General features: G+C 60.1%; 13 protein-coding genes. 4 read left to right on the forward strand and 9 right to left on the reverse strand.

Annotated elements, in window-relative coordinates:
* Positions 1–47: 47 nt before the first annotated feature.
* Positions 48–932, reverse strand: coding sequence for a queuosine precursor transporter (locus M5B97_RS11885; protein ID WP_123715298.1), 885 nt, complete (start codon positions 930–932; stop codon positions 48–50).
* Entirely contained in the window at positions 919–1,524 is a 606-nt protein-coding gene (locus M5B97_RS11890) for a helix-turn-helix transcriptional regulator (RefSeq protein ID WP_134660222.1), read from the reverse strand. The genes M5B97_RS11885 and M5B97_RS11890 overlap by 14 nt, the downstream gene beginning before the upstream one ends.
* Before the next feature lie 238 nt (positions 1,525–1,762).
* Between M5B97_RS11890 and M5B97_RS11895 the strand changes: the two genes are divergently transcribed.
* Together M5B97_RS11895 and M5B97_RS11900 are read left to right on the forward strand one after the other, a co-directional pair.
* Complete coding sequence (locus M5B97_RS11895) at positions 1,763–3,118, forward strand: serine hydroxymethyltransferase (RefSeq protein WP_248731562.1); 1,356 nt, start codon at positions 1,763–1,765, stop codon at positions 3,116–3,118.
* Positions 3,119–3,215: 97 nt separating this feature from the next.
* Complete coding sequence (locus M5B97_RS11900; protein ID WP_248731563.1) at positions 3,216–4,307, forward strand: pyridoxal phosphate-dependent aminotransferase; 1,092 nt, start codon at positions 3,216–3,218, stop codon at positions 4,305–4,307.
* A 159-nt stretch (positions 4,308–4,466) separates the two neighbouring features.
* On the opposite strand, the gene M5B97_RS11905 is transcribed toward M5B97_RS11900, so the two are convergent.
* The 3 genes from M5B97_RS11905 to M5B97_RS11915 form a co-directional block, all read right to left on the reverse strand.
* Positions 4,467–5,171: a hypothetical protein gene (locus M5B97_RS11905; protein ID WP_123715305.1), complete on the reverse strand. Its 705-nt coding sequence runs from the start codon at positions 5,169–5,171 to the stop codon at positions 4,467–4,469.
* Between the two features lie 253 nt (positions 5,172–5,424).
* A complete protein-coding gene (locus tag M5B97_RS11910; RefSeq protein ID WP_248731564.1) occupies positions 5,425–6,675 on the reverse strand; it encodes an aspartate aminotransferase family protein in 1,251 nt (416 codons plus the stop codon).
* A gap of 89 nt (positions 6,676–6,764) precedes the next feature.
* Positions 6,765–7,658, reverse strand: a complete 894-nt coding sequence (locus M5B97_RS11915) for a LysR substrate-binding domain-containing protein (RefSeq protein WP_248731565.1) — start codon at positions 7,656–7,658, stop codon at positions 6,765–6,767.
* 143 nt (positions 7,659–7,801) lie between these two features.
* On the opposite strand from M5B97_RS11915, the gene M5B97_RS11920 reads away from it, so the two are divergent.
* Entirely contained in the window at positions 7,802–8,830 is a 1,029-nt protein-coding gene (locus tag M5B97_RS11920) for an amino acid ABC transporter substrate-binding protein (RefSeq protein ID WP_248731566.1), read from the forward strand.
* 3 nt (positions 8,831–8,833) lie between these two features.
* Here M5B97_RS11920 and M5B97_RS11925 read toward each other — a convergent pair whose 3' ends face one another.
* Complete coding sequence (locus M5B97_RS11925) at positions 8,834–9,847, reverse strand: diguanylate cyclase (RefSeq protein WP_248731567.1); 1,014 nt, start codon at positions 9,845–9,847, stop codon at positions 8,834–8,836.
* A 258-nt stretch (positions 9,848–10,105) separates the two neighbouring features.
* Positions 10,106–10,297 carry a hypothetical protein gene (locus tag M5B97_RS11930; protein ID WP_134660212.1) on the reverse strand — a complete coding sequence of 64 codons (192 nt, stop codon included), beginning with the start codon at positions 10,295–10,297 and terminating at the stop codon, positions 10,106–10,108.
* 221 nt (positions 10,298–10,518) lie between these two features.
* On the opposite strand from M5B97_RS11930, the gene M5B97_RS11935 reads away from it, so the two are divergent.
* On the forward strand, positions 10,519–13,833 hold the full coding sequence (locus M5B97_RS11935) for a DEAD/DEAH box helicase (protein ID WP_248731568.1): 3,315 nt from the start codon (positions 10,519–10,521) through the stop codon (positions 13,831–13,833).
* Here M5B97_RS11935 and M5B97_RS11940 read toward each other — a convergent pair.
* The gene (locus tag M5B97_RS11940; RefSeq protein ID WP_248731569.1) at positions 13,824–16,067 is read right to left on the reverse strand and encodes an ATP-binding protein; all 2,244 of its coding nucleotides are present in this window, start codon (positions 16,065–16,067) and stop codon (positions 13,824–13,826) included. The genes M5B97_RS11935 and M5B97_RS11940 overlap by 10 nt on opposite strands.
* On the reverse strand, positions 16,064–16,678 hold the full coding sequence (locus M5B97_RS11945; RefSeq protein ID WP_248731570.1) for a biliverdin-producing heme oxygenase: 615 nt from the start codon (positions 16,676–16,678) through the stop codon (positions 16,064–16,066). Before M5B97_RS11945 ends, M5B97_RS11940 begins: the two co-directional genes overlap by 4 nt.
* Between the last annotated feature and the right edge of the window lie 61 nt (positions 16,679–16,739).

Genomic DNA, 16,739 nt, shown 5'->3' on the forward strand with positions numbered 1-16,739 from the left:
CTGGGGCCGCTACGCGACCCAGCGGGAGCAAGCTCCCTCGCCACAGGTTAGAGTGTTGCCGTGGTGCCGGTGATCCAGCGCTTGAACAGCGCCCGCGCACCGTAGGCCGGCAGGATATTGAAGAACGCAAAGCCGACTTTGATCGCGATCTGCACGTAGATCATGCTTAGGATGTCGCTGGTTTGCATCGCGCCGTAGAAGGCAATGAAGCAAAACAGGAAGCTGTCGATGATGACCGCGAAGAACGTGCTGAGGAAGATGCGCAGGTACAGGTACCTGGAGTTGGTCAGCTCTTTGATCTTGCACAGCAAGTACGAGTTTATATTCTCGGACACCAGGAACGACACCGAGGAGGCGACCAGCACCGAGGACACTTGAATGATCACGTCGTTATACGGCCCATCCAGTTTCCAGCCCGGCAGCCCCGGCAGGAAGGTCGAGCCGTAGAGCAGGATGATGATCATCGCGTTACTGGCAAACGCAAACAGAATGGCCCTTCTGGCCAGTCGCAGGCCGAACTGCTCGTTCAACAGGTCGACGATCAAGAAGGTCAGGGGGTACAGGAAGGTCCCCGGCGTCACGATGATGCCCAGCGACTCCAGGTAAATGGGTTTGGTCGCGGCGATACTGGTGAAAATATAGAACGTGAACAACAGCAGGTTGAGGATGATGTAGATCATCCAGGAGCTTTCGTTACGGTCATTCAGGTCATAGGCGGTCAGTGTTCCTCCCTGTGAATAGAACTTCTTGTACATGTTCTTAACTTCCATTTTGTTCAGGTTGTCCATTATTTCGCTGCTGATGACTTCGCTCAGCTTCATCTTGATGACCTTGCCGGTGGCAATCACCATGATGATCGCCAGGCTCTTGTCATTCTCAAACCCCAGCAGTTTGTATTTGCTGTTTTCGACGGCCGCTTCATACGTTGTCATTGAAGCGCTCCTCGACGATGTCACCGACCACGCAAAGGCGCTCTGAGTTGCTACAGGCTTCAAGGGTGATGAACATCTTGCGGGTAGCCCTGTCGTACACCAACTTTTCCTTGCCGGGGCTCGACGTGCCTTTTTGCACGATCAACAAGTCACCCGCTTCGTTGATGCCGGGAATGCCGTGCTCCAGGCGCACGCCAATCAGGTTGCAGCACGTACCGAAGTAGTAGGTCAGCGGATACACCGTGGCCAGCTCGCCGATGCGCTTGTCCAGGTTCTGGATGACCAGGCTTTCCTTGAGGATCGGCACCGCCGCCGGGTTCATGTTGCCCTGGGGGGAAACACTGCTCTCGAGGATTTCCTTGGCTTCGAAATCGACAGTTTCGATTTCGTCGTAGGAGATGCCGAAGAAATCGGAAATCTTGCGAATGGTCGACTGCTGCACATTGACGACCTTGCCTTCCAGGATGTTGTAGATCGTGGTCCTGGTCAGGCCGGCGGCGTTGCTTAACGAAAGCTGGGTTTCGCCACGGCTTTTGATCAAGTACTTGATGTTGCTCTTCAAGTGCTCGGTTTTTTCCCGTTTGTGTATCACGTGCTCACCACTTCCCTTTAGTTATAAACGTCCACTTTTCACACCACCGGCTAGCGGCGCCGGGAGTGTTGCACGCGTGGGCCACAACAATAAAGTGCGAATGCGCTGCCTCGGCGTTTCCTGTGATCGAGATCGGTAAAAATGAACATTTAAATGGGAAAACGTTTAAATTTCTGTTTAATTGAACGCCCGGTTCAGGACGAATCGGCCCGCGATACGCTGGAAGGGAACCGCACTGATGGCACTCAACACCGCACTACTGAAAGACCAGGCCGACCTGCTGCGTCGTGGCCTGGCGGACCTGCACGCTGAAGATGCCGAGCTGGCGAGCATCCTCGACGCGGAAGTCACGCGACAGCACCGCACCTTATCGCTGGTCCCTTCGTCTTGCGCCGTCAAGCCGTATACGCTGATGGCCTGTGCCTCGGCACTGGTCAATGTCACGGCTGAAGGCCTGCCGGGCAGAGGCTATCGCCCCGGCTGCGAGAACGTCGATCGGGTCGAAGCCTTGGCCATTCGCAGGGCGCGGGAGCTGTTCGACGCTCACTACGCCGGCGTGCAGTCTCACTCGGCATCCATCGCGATTTCCCAAGTCCTCTCAGCGTTGCTTGAGCCTGGAGATACCTTGCTGGGTATGGCCCACGACCATGACGGTGATATCGCCCTCGGCAGCCCGGCTGTTCTCACAGGGGCCTACTACAAAGCCATCCGCTACGGCACCACGGCCGAAGGCCTGATCGATTACGAGCAGGTGCGCAGCCTGGCCCTCGCGCATCGCCCGCGCATCATCATCTGCGGTACGCAGGCTTACTCGCGGGTGGTGGATTTCGAGCGGTTTCGCGAGATTGCCGATGAGGCGGGCGCGATCCTGCTCGCGGATATTTCCTACATTGCCGGGCTGGTCGTGACAGGACGCCATCCGAACCCGATCAACGCCGCCCATGTCACCATCACCTGCACGCACAAGCAGCTTGGCGGCCCTCGCGGTGGGCTGATTCTGTCCGGGCGCGATGCCAATACCAAGGTGCCCGGTTTGAAGTCGACCTTCAGCCGTGTCCTCGATCAGGCCGTATTCCCACGCATGCAGGGAGCACCGGCCGTCAATATGATCGCTGCTAAAGCTGCTGCCCTGGGTTACGCGAAGTCACCGCAGTTCGACGCCTGCATGGGGCGGGTTCGTACGCTTGCCGACGAAATGGCCCGTGCTTTTCAGGCGCATGGTTACGAAGTGGTGGGTGGACGGAGCGAAAACCACACGGTGCTGATCAGGTTGCGTGGCGCCATGACCGGCGCCATCGCGGAGTCGGCGCTGGAGGGGTGCGGTATTGTGGTGAACAAGCATCGCGTACCGGGCGACACGCGACCGTCATCGGTCACCAGCGGCTTGTGCCTGGGCACCGGTTCCATGGCGCAACGCATGATCGATCCCCAGGGCTGCCGGCAGGTTGTCGAACTGGTGTGTCGGATACTCGACAGCGTGACGCCGCTGGACGAGCAGGATTACCGGCAGGAACCAGCGGTGTGTGAACAGTTGCGTTCGCAGGTGCAAACGTTGTGCGCGAGCTATCCCATCACCGACTACCTGGAGCGCTGATTCTCAACTGCCCGGTTAAATCAGCCGGCATTCTCCTCGTCATACTCCTCTGTACGAACTGAGCGAACCCATCCCCCGTATACGAGGAGTCGTTACCATGGTCAGTGTGAGTCGTCGTTCCCTTCTTGCCCTCGGCGCGGCCTTGCCCGTTCTGGGACACCTGGATTGGGCGCTCGCCGGCCCGCCGCCGAAAAAGTCTGACAAGGTGCTGCTCAACTACAACGAAAGCCCCTACGGCCCTTCAAGCGCGGCCCGTGAGGCGATGCAGCGTGGGATCGCAACGTCCGGGCGTTATCCCTACCCGGACATGTACGCGTTGGCAGCATTGTTTGCCCAGCAGCAAGGCATCAACGAGGAAAACGTCGCGGTGTTTGCCGGCTCGATGGCCGCCCTGCGTTACGCGGTGTTGGCGTTCACCAGTCCAACCCGCGGCCTGGTGATGGCTACGCCGTCATACGAAGTCCCACGCCAGGCGGCCGAGTCGAATCAGGCGCCGGTGCACGAAGTGAACCTCGACGCCGGGCACGCCCACGATGTGCCTGCCATGCTCGCCGCTGATCCCCAGGCGGGTATGTTTTATCTGTGCAACCCCAACAACCCTACCGGAACCCTGACGCCCACTGAGGCGATCCGCCAAGCGCTGGCAAACAAACCCAGAGGCAGCGTGCTGGTGGTGGATGAGGCTTATATCGATTTCTCCGATGCACCCAGCTGCGTGAGCTGGGTCAAGGAGCACGACGACTTGCTGGTGCTGCGCACGTTTTCAAAAATCTACGGCATGGCTGGAGCGCGTCTGGGGTTGGCGGTCGGCCACCCTGCATTGCTGGAGCGGCTGGCGGTGTTCGGGGGGGACAACGTGCCAGCAGCATCCTCTTTGCTCGGCGCGCGGGCGAGCCTGGAAGATGTCGCGTTGCTGCCACAACGCAAGGCACTCAATGCACAGTTACGCGAGGAAACGATAGCCTGGTTCAAGACCCATGGCTTTACCTGCACGGTGTCGCACAGCAACTGCTTCATGATCGACGTAAAACAGCCCGCAGAGCATGCCATCAAGCGGCTCGCCGCACAGAACGTGATGGTCGGGCGGGTCTGGAAAAACTGGCCGCAATGGGTGCGGGTAACGGTCGGCACCCAGCGGGAGATGGAACGCTTTCGTGAAGTGTTCGCGGCGCAGGTGATGAAGGCTTAGTTGGCCAAAGGCGCAACGCTGCGGCTGTGGCGAGGGAGCTTGCTCCCGTTGGACTGCGTAGCAGGCCCAGTCTTTTCAAACCAAAAGCTGGGGCCGCTGCGCAGCCCAGCGGGAGCAAGCTCCCTCGCCACAGGCATGAACTTCACCGGCCTCAGGGCCTTATTGCGCGGCGATGGTGTAACCGTCGAAGGCGCTTTGCTGTTGCAGCGCGGTCACGATGCTTTTGCGCGTGATCGGCTGCTCCACGCCACTGTTGTCGACGAAGGTTTCACTTTCCAGCTCCGCTTCGCTGCCTTCACCCACGAACGCAAAACCGAGGAACTCAAGCGCCTCACGGTCAACGTTCAGTTTGGAGCGCGGCGTGCGCAGCGGCAGGGTGACGCTGATGCCATCTTTGCTGATCACAAACACTTCGGTGTCTTTCTTGGCGCGTGCAGCCTTGCCCTTGGCGGCGCTTGGGTTGCTGATGGCCTGGTGCGATTGGTTCAGCACTTTGAGGGCCAGGCCGTAGACCAGCTCCTGAAACTCGGGGTCGTCCTTGAAACTGGACAGGATGCGGCTGATCGAAAACTGGCTGCTGAGGTTTTCCAGAGCGGCGTTGTCGGCAGCCTCGGCGTCCTTCAGTTGCTTGAGCTGGCCCATCAGTTCGTAGGCTTTGTCATCGTCGAAGGCATCATGGGCCTGGCGGATGGCGGTGCGCAGTTCGCGGATCTGGTCGCTTTCCTTGGAGGTGTGGAACGCGTCCAGCACCATCTCGCTGATGATCTTGGCCGCTGGCACATGCTGTGAAAGATTGATGGCGTTTTCGTATTCAGCTTTGGATTGCAAGGTGACTACGGATTCTTCGGTGTGCGAATCGGACATTGAAATTTCACTACTTCAGTAAGCGGGACAAAAAAGCGTCGCGCATTTTCAAGGGGCGGGGGGATCAGGTCAAGGCAGCACTCGAATTGACCCTGAACCACATCAAAACGCCATCTCTTCAAATCCGCTGCAACACAGAGGCCTGACGAACCCATAAAAGACGCACCTGCGCCCAGGGGCTGTCCCACGCCAGGCGATCAAAGGACTGATGCAATCGCGCTTGGAACGGTGGCAAGCCCGTTGACGCGCCTTACTAAGCCAACTGCCGCAGGCACGCCTCCAGGATATCCAGACCTTCCTCCAGTACCGCAGGCTCGATGGTCAGCGGTGCCAACAGGCGGATGATGTGCCGCGACTTGCCGCTGGGCATCAGCAGCAAGCCCGCCTCCCGGGCCAGGCTCAGCAGTTGGGTCAGTTGCTGGGAAGCAGGCGTGCCGTCGGCATTGACCAACTCGATGCCGCGCATGGCCCCCACGCCGGTCATGCGGCCCAGAACCGCGCAAACGCCCTGTGCACGCCAGGTGTGGTAACGGCTGACGATGGCTTCTTCCTGCTGTGAACCCCAGGTTTTCAGGTGTGCATCGGTCATTGCATCAAGGGTGGCCAATGCACCTGCGCACGCGATGGGGTTGCCGGAATAGGTGCCACCCAGGCCGCCCTTGGGCAGGCTGTCGAGCAAGGTTTTACGGCCGACCACGGCGCCCAATGGCACCCCCCCGGCGATGCTTTTACCGAGCAGGATCAGGTCCGGCTCGATGCCTAGTCGCGAGAAAGCAAATCGCTGGCCGGTACGGCCAAAGCCGGACTGGATTTCATCGGCAATCAGCAGGATGCCTTTCGCGTCGCAGAAACGCCGCAAGGCTTGGGCAAATTCGATATCCAGGGCCAGGAAGCCGCCTTCACCCTGCACCGGTTCGATGATGAAACAGGCGACATCGTTGACGTCGATTTCCACGCTGAACAAGCGGTCCATGGCCTTCAGCGCTTCAGCGCAAGTGACGCCATTATCGGCACTGGGGTAGGGCAGGTGGTACACGGGGCCTGGCAGTACCCCGACCTTTTGCTTGTAGGGCGCCACTTTGCCGTTGAGGTTGAGGGTGGCCAAAGTGCGGCCGTGGAAGGCGCCGTCAAAGGCAATCACCGCCGTACGGCCGGTGGCGCCGCGGACGATCTTCAAGGCATTTTCAGCGGCCTCCGCGCCGCTGTTGGTGAGCATGCCGCTCACCGGGTAATTCACCGGAATGAATGCGCTGAGGCGCTCCATCAATTCGATGTAGGGCGCGTGGGGCGCGGCGTTGAACGCGTAGTGCGTCAGCTTCGTCGCCTGCTCCCGAATCGCTTCGACCACGCCAGGGTGGCAATGGCCGAGGTTGAGCACACCGATGCCGCCGACAAAGTCGATATAACGTTTGCCCGTGGTGTCCCATACCTCGGCGTTCTTGCCGTGGCTGAGGCTGATAGGGTGAACGATGGAAATCGACTGGCTGATGGTGTCGTGGTTCATGACTCTCGGACTCGGCAGTGGCGGGCGTCTTTTTATCTAAGCCGTGCGCCCGGCCCTGCCGCAAACGAAATAAAGTCGCCGGGTCATTATTAAAAGTCAGGATGTGCCGCGAGGTAGCCGACCATCCAGTTCAGGAAGGCTTTCACTTTGGGGATGTCGCCGGCGTGTTCGGCATGGGCGATAAAGTGCGCACCGGCGCTGGGCATCGCGTAGTTCCACGGGATCATCAGGCTGCCGTTGGCCAACTCCTCGGCCACCAGATACTGCGGCACCAGCGCCACGCCATAACCCGACTGCGCGGCACGGATGCACATGTAGAACGTGTCGAAACGCGGCCCGTGGTAGCTGTTCTGCGAATGCAGGCCCTGCTCCAGGAACCACTCGTGCCAGGCTTCCGGGCGCGAGGTGCATTGCAACAGGGTATGACGCGAAGAGGCGTCGCTGCCCTCGGCGACGAACCCGGGGGCACAGACCGGCACGACCGCTTCGCGGAACAGCTCGATGCAGGTCGCCCCCGGCCATGAGCCCTGGCCGAAGAAAAACGCGATATCGGCCTTGGCCTGCAGCACGTCAAAAGGCTCCAGCTCATTGCGCACGTCCAAGTGGATATTGGGATGCTTCGCCGCGAAATCCTTGAGCTTGGGCACCAGCCAGCGGTCACCGAACGTTGGCTGGGTGGCGATGCGCAGCACTTCGGTCTCGCCGCCGTAGGTGAGGATATAGCGGCTGGAGATGTCCACCTGGGTCAGGATCTTGTGCACTTCGGCCAGGTACAGCGAACCTGCCGGTGACAGGTACAAGCGCTGGCGCACCCGTTCGAACAGGTTGTGGCACAGCATCTCTTCCAGCTGCGCCACCTGCTTGCTCACTGCACTTTGGGTCAGGTGCAGTTCTTCAGCGGCGCGGGTGAAACTCAGGTGGCGGGCGGCCGCTTCGAAGCATTGCAAGGCGGTCATCGAAGGGGTCAAGCGTTTTGAAATCATGCAGTTCATTCCAAATCGGAAGGAGCCTTTGCCTAAAGGTCGTTTGTGGCAGGCGGGAAAGCTGTCGATACTGCCCGGCATCACTATAAACCGGCGCGGGCTGTGCAGCGCCGAATAAAAAGGAATGACAGGGAGCGCCTTGCATGAACCCATTCAAAACCACCTTGGCCGTGATCGGCACCACCGCAGCATTGGCCCTGGCCGGTACTGCGCACGCTGGTGCAACACTGGACGCGATCCAGAAGAAGGGCTTTATCCAATGCGGTGTCAGCGACGGCTTGCCGGGTTTCGGCGTACCGGACAGCCAGGGCAAGATGACGGGTATCGATGTGGATGTGTGCCATGCCGTGGCCGCCGCGGTATTTGGTGACGCCTCGAAAGTGAAGTTCAGCCAGTTGACCGCCAAGGAGCGATTCACCGCGCTGCAATCCGGTGAAGTCGACGTGATTTCACGTAACACCACCTGGACCAGCTCCCGTGATTCAGGCATGGGCCTGGTGTTCACCGGCGTGACCTACTACGACGGGATCGGCTTTCTGGTGAACAACAAGTTGGGCGTGACCGACGCCAAGCAACTGGACGGTGCGACCATTTGCATCCAGGCCGGCACGACGACGGAACTCAATGTCTCCGATTACTTCCGTACCCATGGCATGAAGTACACGCCGATCACCTTCGATACCGCCGACGAGAGTGCCAAGGGGCTGGAAGCAGGGCGCTGCGATGTGCTGACCACCGATCAGTCGGGCCTCTACGCCCAGCGCATCAAGATGGCTCACCCGGACGAGTTCGTGGTGCTGCCGCAAGTGATCTCCAAGGAACCGTTGGGACCACTGGTGCGCAAGGGTGACGATGAGTGGTTCAGCATCGTCAAGTGGACGCTGTTCGCCATGCTCAATGCCGAGGAAATGGGCATCACTTCGCAGAACGTCGAAGAGCAAGCCAGGACCACCCGGAATCCGGACGTCGCACGCTTGCTCGGCGCCGACGGCGAGTATGGCAAGGACTTGAAACTGCGCAAGGATTGGGTGGTGCAGATCGTCAGGCAGGTGGGCAACTATGGCGAAGTGTTCGAGCGCAACATCGGCCAGGGCAGCGCATTGAAGATCAAGCGCGGGCTTAATGCACTGTGGAGTGACGGCGGCATCCAGTACGCGCCGCCGGTGCGCTGAGCGTTACTCCGAGACCCTGTCCTTCCCCGCCGCCTTGGACCGATACAACGCTTGATCGGCCCTTGCCATCAAGGCGGCTGGGGGCTCACCCGGACGACGTTCGACCACGCCCAGGCTCAATGAAAGGGTGAAGTCGCCTGCTGCCGGTATTTCGTGCATGGCGTGACGAGCCTTCTCGGCCAGCGCCTTGGCAACCTCCAGCGAGCTTTTGGGCAAGACCCACATAAACTCGTCGCCTCCCCAGCGCGCCAACAGGTCGTCCTCTCGTACGCAGGCCAACAGGCTTTCCACCACGCGCACCAGGGCCTGGTCACCGACGGCGTGGCCGTGTCGATCATTGATCGGCTTGAAGTCGTCAATATCCATGGCCACCAGCGCCAGCGGCAAACGAAAGCGTTCGGCGCGCTCGCATTCTTCCAGCAGCACTTTCTCCAGGCAGTAGCGGTTAGCCACGTGGGTCAAGGTATCGCGTTCAGCCAGGGAGCGGTTTTCGTCCAGTTGCACTTGCAGTTGCTGGTTGACCCGTGACAGCTCGCGGGTGCGTTCGGCCACCAGGGCTTCAAGGGACTGGTTGCGTTGCTCAAGCTGTTCGATCGAGGATTTGCGTATCTGGATATCGCGATGGGCGCCGACCATGCGTGCGACCGAACCGTCTGCATTGCGCGCAATGATGTAGCCACGGTCTTCGATCCACAGATAAGTGCCATCGGCCTTGCGGCAGCGGTATTCGGCTCGGTAGAGGGGCGCACGACGATGAATGTAGGCGTCGAACAGTGTCATGACTTGCGGGTAGTCATCGGGGTGGATCACGTTCTCCCAGGTGAACACGGTGTTCTCCATGGAGTGACGGGGGTAGCCGAGCATTTCGTACCAGCCGGGGTTGCGGTAGACGAAGCCGGTATTGGCATTCCAATCCCAGATCCCATCGCTGACCAATTCCATGACCGCATGCAACATGTCGCTGTTGAGGTCGGAAAAGTCATTTCTCAGCGGATTGTCGTCGGATGTATCGCCCATATGCGCGCTCCCTGCTTGGACCAGCTTTTAACGCCAGTCGTGGTTGAGGCCGATACTCCGTGGTTGGCGCTACTGTACCTCGGGGGCTGCGGGCTTTGAATAGGGCGAGGATACTGCTTTAGGCTTGTGGCTATAGGCCATTATTTGTCAGGTGAAACCCTGCCGATTCTGTGGGGCAAGCCCTGGCCGACTGGCGTCAGGGCAAACCCGCTGCAGTTGAGGCGCCGTTGAGTTGCGCTACCTCAGCGGTTGACACGGTTAAAGGACTGCGCCGCCGCCAAGGCTATCCAGATCGCCTGGGCGGCCCGGTTTTTTTCGGCGGTCGCTGAAATCAATGGATGGGCCGGGCGCGGGCTTCGGTTTGGCGGGCGGCTGCCGGTCAGGCGTGACACTGCGATCCTGATGAAGGGAGGAATAGTCGGGGGAGACGCTGAAAAATACATCAATCATGGTTTTCTCCGTAGGTGGGTAAGCGTCGAGCGGGGTCGACGCGCACCAAACCTACAGAGCACTGGGCGACTGGACTATAAACGTCTCACGTCAAAAGATGACCGAGAGTGACCATGGCGCTGCTCCGTTGAGAAGAGGGGCGTGTACACTCACCCCTCGATTATGGATATTCGGGATACAGGACGTTGGCACCCTTTGATCAGCAAAGACTTCTGGCCATATTGGATTATTGGCACAAGGTCGAATTTTTCGTGCCCTATGGCCTGGATCAGCGCCTGGATGAGTTGGAGGGCTGGCAATCGAAGGTGGTTCTGCAGGCAGCCTGTCTCGAGGCAGGCTCTACCCAATGGAACCACATCGATGTGCCCGTTGATAAGGAAGTCACCGGCTACAGCCTCTTTCTGGGGGTGTTCGACAAGTCTGCAGTGCTCACGGTGTGTGAGACGCTGTTGCCGGTTCCTGCACCGTTGAGCGACATTGCGCGCTTCGAGGAAGAGGCGCGTGCCGACCTCGAGGGGCAGACCTGTTTTGCCAAGATCGGCCTGGATAAGTCCGGTTGCCCCCTCGCCGACTCCATCTCTATTTCTACCGCACCCTGGGCTTTGGGCCAAACGTTGTCCCAAGGATTGGGAGCGCTGGGGGCATCCGAGTTCGAGTCTGCCAGCGGCTACCTGATCAACCTGTTCAACAACTTTTTCGCCACCCGTCTTGATAATGCCAGTGGCCCGCTGACGGCGGGTGAAGTGCTTTCGCTGCACCAGACGCTGTGTGAATGGGCGGGTTTTTACCCCGGGGCTGACCAGCCGCTGGCCGTGCTTGAGGTCAAGACCAAGGCCAGGGCCACCCAGGAGCCTGATGTCGCGAGCGATCAGGAACCCACGGCACTCCAGGAAGAAGAGGACGAGGATGACCCCGTCGACGACCTCGACATCCTCAACAGTTTTTACATCGGCGACCTCGAGCGGGCGATGCACAGCGTGCGCACAGGCAATGTGCCCGCAGCACTGCGCCAGTACCTGACCCCGCTTGCCGACGATCAGCGCCTGGACCTGTATTCCGACGCCGGGCGGGAGCTGCTGTATCAGCGGCTGCGGCCGCGCCATTTGAGCATCGGCCACTGGTTGGGCAACGCTGATCACCCGATGAGCCTGATGCAACAGTTTGCGCTCAATCAGGCAGGCGCAGACTTGCATTACAGCGGCCTGTTCGCGGTCAACGGGCCGCCGGGTACCGGCAAGACAACGCTGTTGCGCGACCTGTTTGCGGACAACATCGTGCGCCGTGCGCGGGTATTGTCGGGCTTGTCGAGCGTCAATGACGCGTTCAGCCAGCAGCCGCTGACCGTTCGTTTCAAGGATGAGGAGCGGCAGGTATGGCCTCTGATCGAGGCCTTGACCGGTTTCGAGATGGTCGTGGCATCGTCGAATAATGCCGCGGTGGAAAACATCTCGGTGGACCTGACCAAGCGCAACGCCCTGGATGCCACCTGGCGATCGGTTGGTTATCTGCAGCCGGTGGCCCATAACCTGGCCGTGAAGGTCAAGAAAACTGGCCCGGTTTTTCCCAAGGACCAGGACATCCCCTGGGGCCTGGTCAGTTGTGCGTTGGGCAACGCCACTAATCGGCGCCGTTTTCGCGAGGGGCTGTTTTTCAACACGTTCAAGTCCGACAAAACGGAGCGACCGCTGACCCTTTGGAAGTGGCTCGACCAGGAGCAGCCGACAAGTTTTGCGTCGGCGCGGGCCGCTTTCAACCTGGCTGACAAGGCCGTCAGCACCGCACTGGCCGAGCGAGAGCGCCTGGCGCAATTGCTCGAAGAACTGGGCGATGGTACCCAGGCCAGCTACGTGGCGCAGGCGCAGCAAGCGCATACGCACCTGCAGACGTGCGTGGAGGCCGCTGACGCGACGGTGCGTGAGAACTTGCGGCGCCAGCAGGTGGAGGAGCAGGAGTGTCTGTCGCTCGTCGAACAGCAACGGCTGATCGATCGCACATCGCCCGGTTGGTGGGCGCGGTTCTGGCACACTCAGGCTGCCAGGGCCTACACCCGCCAGTGTGCCGAGAATGCCAAGCTGCAACTCGAGTCTCATGCTCGGCTCAGAACCCTCAAAAGCGAAGCGCTGACTCTTTCCAGCCAGCTCGCGAAGCTTGAAGGTCAACGGCAGGCCTGTGAACGGAAACTGGCGCAAAGGTCGCGCGACTGGGAAACCAAAACGGCAGAGCGTGCGGCACTCGAGCAGCGCCTGGGCGTCCCTGTGCTGCCTGCCACCTTGGCTGACCTGGAGTTGCCGCAGTTTCAGATCAAAGGCCTGTGGCACGATGCTCAGTTTGCTCGACTGCGTTCGGCGTTGTTCGCGGCAGCCCTGCAATTACAGCAAGCCTGGTTGCATGAGGCCGGGCAGCCAAAAAACCGAATGCGCTCCAACCTTTGGGCCATCTCTCACCTGCTGAACAACAAGCAGCCGGAAGACGCCAGCCACGTCCTGCCTGTCTGGCAAAACCTGTTCATGATTGTGCCGGTGGTTTCCACCACGTTCGCGTCCTTTGCCAATCAGTTTCGTGGCTTGCAAAGCGCTGCGCTGGGTTGGGTCTTTATCGACGAAGCCGGCCAGGCAGTGCCCCAGGCCGCCGTGGGTGCGCTATGGCGCGCCCGACGCTGCGTGGTGGTGGGTGACCCGCTGCAAATTGAACCGGTGTTTACCCTGCCACGGCAACTGATCACGGCCTTGGGGCAACTGTCACCGTTTACCCACGACGACAGCTATGCCCCCCATCAGGTCTCGGTGCAACGGCTGGCTGATCAAGCCAGCCGATTTGGCACGTATGCGCCGATGATGGGTAAGCGTCTTTGGATCGGCAGCCCATTGCGCGTGCATCGGCGTTGCCATGACCCGATGTTTTCCCTGGCCAACCGGATGGCGTATGACGACAAGATGGTCTTTGGTCTTGCCCAGCGAAACGCCCCGGACACTCCGTTGATCGACCTGCCCAGCAGTTGGGTGGACATACGCGGCAACGTGACCCGCAAGCAAGTGGTGTACGAGCAGATTGAATTCATGGCGAAGGTGATCGTGTGCCTGTTCCAGCGTGACCAGGCGTTACCCAAGCTGTACGTGGTGTCGCCATTCAAGGCCGTCCGCCAGGCGCTGCGCCAGCACCTGATGCAAATCGAATGGGCGGGCGCCGCGCCTCGGCGTGGGGACCTTAAAGAATGGGTCAAGCGTAACGTCGGCACGGTGCATACGTTTCAGGGCAAAGAGCAGGACACGGTGTTCATGCTTCTGGGCGCAGACAAGGACCACGCGGGAGGCGCGCAATGGGCCGCCTCCAAACCGAACCTGCTGAATGTGGCGCTGACCCGGGCCAGGCATCGCGCCTACCTGGTGGGTGACATTGAGCTGTGGGGGCAGTTGGAGCACTTTTCCCTTGCCGCACGTGGCGAGCATGCGCTCGCCCGGGTCACGCGTAATGCCTTCGGCATCATTACCAAGGGTGGGCGTGCACAAGCGGCGCCCGACCGTTTGGGTCAGGCCTGAGCGTCGTCGCTGATTCTTGGCACCGTAAAGCGGAACTCACTGCCACGGCCCACTTCACTTTCAGCAACGATCTTGCCGCCATGAGCCTGGACAATCCCTTGGGTGATATACAGCCCCAGGCCACTGCCGGTGGGATTGTTTTCGGTGTTGGTCCAGTAACGGTCGAATACGTGAGGCAGTTGTTCGGGCCCGATGCCCTCGCCGGAATCGCGTACCGAAAACACGATCTCTTCGCCATTGCTCATGGCACTGATACCGATATTGCCTTGGCGCGGGGTGAACTTGATGGCGTTGCCGATCAGGTTCGACAAGACCTGGAAGAGACGTTCCGGGTCGGCATTTATCTTCAGGCCGGGCTCGGTGTTGAACGACAGGTCGACACCTTTCTCCAGCGCCAGGGGGGACAGCAGTGAATAGGCTTCCTCGAACATCTGGCTGACATCCAGTGCAACCGGCTTGACTACGTAACGCCCGGCCTCGATTTTCGAGGTGTCGAGCAAGTCCTCCAGCAACGTATTCATACGGGTGGCGGCTTGTTGCATGGTATCGATGGCCGACGATATCCGTCGCGACGTGTGCGGGCCATCAGAGCTGAAGGCGTTTTGCATCATGCCGCAGAGCATGGATATGACGGTCATTGGGTTGCGCAGGTCGTGGGACACTACCGCCACCAGTTCATCACGGGCCCGCACGGCCTGTTGTTCACGCAGTACCTGGCGCGCCAGATCGTTTTCCAGGGCCGAGCGGCGCAGGTCGTTGGCGGCAAAGTGATCGCCGTGGCTCCATTTGGTGGAGATACCGGCCATTTCCACCTTCCATATTTCAAATGAGGTGCGCGGGCGCAGGCGCAATCCAGCGTCGCCGCTTTCCAGGTCGAGAGGCTTGTTCGGGTTGCCGCTCCAGTTGACGTTCTCCTTCACTTCCGGGCGGAACCACAGCACGCCGTTATCCACAGGCTTGGGCAGGCTCATGGCCAAAACGCCACTGGCGACCTGTTGAAACTCTGCGGCGGGTGGGTAGACCGCCATCAGGTTATGGCTGGAGAAAACCGGTTCGTCACGCTCTTGCAGCCATTTGTGCAGTGCTCGGATCTGCGCCGGCTCCGGGCAATTGCCGTAACGGTGCAACTGTTTGTCTTCGATGATCGCCACACCGCCTGAAAGCGTCAGGTCCATCAGCACTTGAGCTTGCTGGGCCAGCCCATCGAAGACGTTGCCTTCACAGGCTCTCATCGCTTTATCGAGGGTGGCCAGGGCGGCGATTTTTTCTTCGCGCTGCCGGCTCAGTTCCAACGCTTCCATGGCGCTGATCTGTAATGACAACACCTGGCCGATGGTCTGGCAGACAGTGCGCAGCTCGTTGGGTACCAGCAGCGGCTCGCGATTGCCGCAACTGATCAGTCCCCAAAGCTTGTCACCCTTCATCAGCGAGATGCTCATGGACGACAGCACGCCCATGTTCTGCATGTACTGGCAGTGAATCGGCGACACGCTGCGCAGAGTGGCGAAGCTCAGGTCCAACGGCTGGTCGGTGTCCGGGCGCAACCTGGGCAATAAGGGCACCGGCTCGTAGGCCGCATTCGGGATGATGCGCAGCCAGTTTGTGCGATACAGTTCGCGGGCTTGTTCCGGGATGTCGGACGCCGGGAAAAACAGCCCGTTGAAAAGCTCCATGGACGGGGCCGAAGCCTCGGCGATCACCTGGCCATGGCCTTCTTCTTCGAAACGATAGATCAATACCCGGTCGTAGCCGGTCATGGCCTGGATTTCGGTCACGCTGATTTCGTACAGCGCTTGCAGGGTTTTCGCTGATTGCAGGCGTTGCAGCATCTTGCCCAGGTCACTGGTGCGGCCGTTCAGCGCGTGCGGTTTGAAATGCTCCAGTCGCGGTTCGAATTCCAGCACCAATACGTTCTGGTGGCGATGCAGCAGCCCTTCGAATGGCTCGCCCTTGAAGGTGATGTGCAGTGGTGCTGCGTCGAAAAACGTATTGTGTTCGGCCATCGACCGTACGGCCTCGGCGTGCTCCATCCCGATCAAAGTCTGCAACGGCTGGCCCAGCAGCGACTCAGGCGCATGGCCGAACAGGCTGCCGACGTTGGCACTGATCTGGATAATATTCAGGTCCGGTTCCGACAAGGTCAGCAGCACGCCGTGGGGCTGAATCGCGCCAGGGAAGCGGATCGGCTCGTTGGCACAGTTGGCAAGCAATTCTTCAAAATCATCGGGTTTCATAGCAGTACCTCCTGGCTCTCGAGCCATTGCTCAAAGCCGCTGAATGTCGAGCGGGCAGCAATGACCGCGCGCTCTTTAGCGTCAGCGTCCAGTGGCAGGCAACCCAGGTAATCGAGAAAGTCTTTCCAGCGTCGACCGGTCTCGGCGCCGTACACGTTAAGAAATGCGCCACCGCTGTCGGCGTTCACCGCCAGGCGCTGGGCCATTTCCCGGCGCAGGACCTGGCCGCCGAGCGTCGCGCCCTCCAGCACGTAGAGGGCGCCGAGGCAGGCGGCGGGCGTGTCGAAAGTCGGGAGTTCGCGGCAGTAGGGCAAGGCGCGAATGGCCGCGTCATTCAAGCCGAGGGCTTTCAGGTCGCCTATCAGTGTTGGCGTTTTCACACGCCGTGCCGAGTCAAAGCCCTCGGGGATCAAGCCGCTTGCGTACAGTGCGGCTTCCATCGGCGCATAAAATCCGTAATACGCCTGGAGCAGGCGGCGGTACCACGGTGCGTCCAAACGTTCGGAAAAAAAGGGCAAGCGCTTTTCCAGCGCGACATGCAGCAAGCCAGTGCCTGTGCGCAGCGCTTCCAGCAATGAGGGCGCACTGACGTCATGGGCCTGTGAATGCATTCAATAAGCTCGAACTGTGGGCCTCTCGGCCATGAATGACGCGCGGAAATGGGCGACGATT

It is taken from the genome of Pseudomonas sp. MWU13-2517 (genome assembly GCF_023242545.1).
Lineage (GTDB): Bacteria > Pseudomonadota > Gammaproteobacteria > Pseudomonadales > Pseudomonadaceae > Aquipseudomonas.

Bases quoted from the DNA above. Each gene is read 5' to 3' on its own strand.
- M5B97_RS11940 (WP_248731569.1), bottom strand. From the start codon at position 16,067: ATGAAACCCGATGATTTTGAAGAATTGCTTGCCAACTGTGCCAACGAG.
- M5B97_RS11895 (WP_248731562.1), top strand. From the start codon at position 1,763: ATGGCACTCAACACCGCACTACTGAAAGACCAGGCCGACCTGCTGCGT.
- M5B97_RS11905 (WP_123715305.1), bottom strand. From the start codon at position 5,171: ATGTCCGATTCGCACACCGAAGAATCCGTAGTCACCTTGCAATCCAAA.
- M5B97_RS11910 (WP_248731564.1), bottom strand. From the start codon at position 6,675: ATGAACCACGACACCATCAGCCAGTCGATTTCCATCGTTCACCCTATC.
- M5B97_RS11920 (WP_248731566.1), top strand. From the start codon at position 7,802: ATGAACCCATTCAAAACCACCTTGGCCGTGATCGGCACCACCGCAGCA.
- M5B97_RS11925 (WP_248731567.1), bottom strand. From the start codon at position 9,847: ATGGGCGATACATCCGACGACAATCCGCTGAGAAATGACTTTTCCGAC.
- M5B97_RS11930 (WP_134660212.1), bottom strand. From the start codon at position 10,297: ATGATTGATGTATTTTTCAGCGTCTCCCCCGACTATTCCTCCCTTCAT.
- M5B97_RS11945 (WP_248731570.1), bottom strand. From the start codon at position 16,678: ATGCATTCACAGGCCCATGACGTCAGTGCGCCCTCATTGCTGGAAGCG.
- M5B97_RS11885 (WP_123715298.1), bottom strand. From the start codon at position 932: ATGACAACGTATGAAGCGGCCGTCGAAAACAGCAAATACAAACTGCTG.
- M5B97_RS11900 (WP_248731563.1), top strand. From the start codon at position 3,216: ATGGTCAGTGTGAGTCGTCGTTCCCTTCTTGCCCTCGGCGCGGCCTTG.
- M5B97_RS11915 (WP_248731565.1), bottom strand. From the start codon at position 7,658: ATGATTTCAAAACGCTTGACCCCTTCGATGACCGCCTTGCAATGCTTC.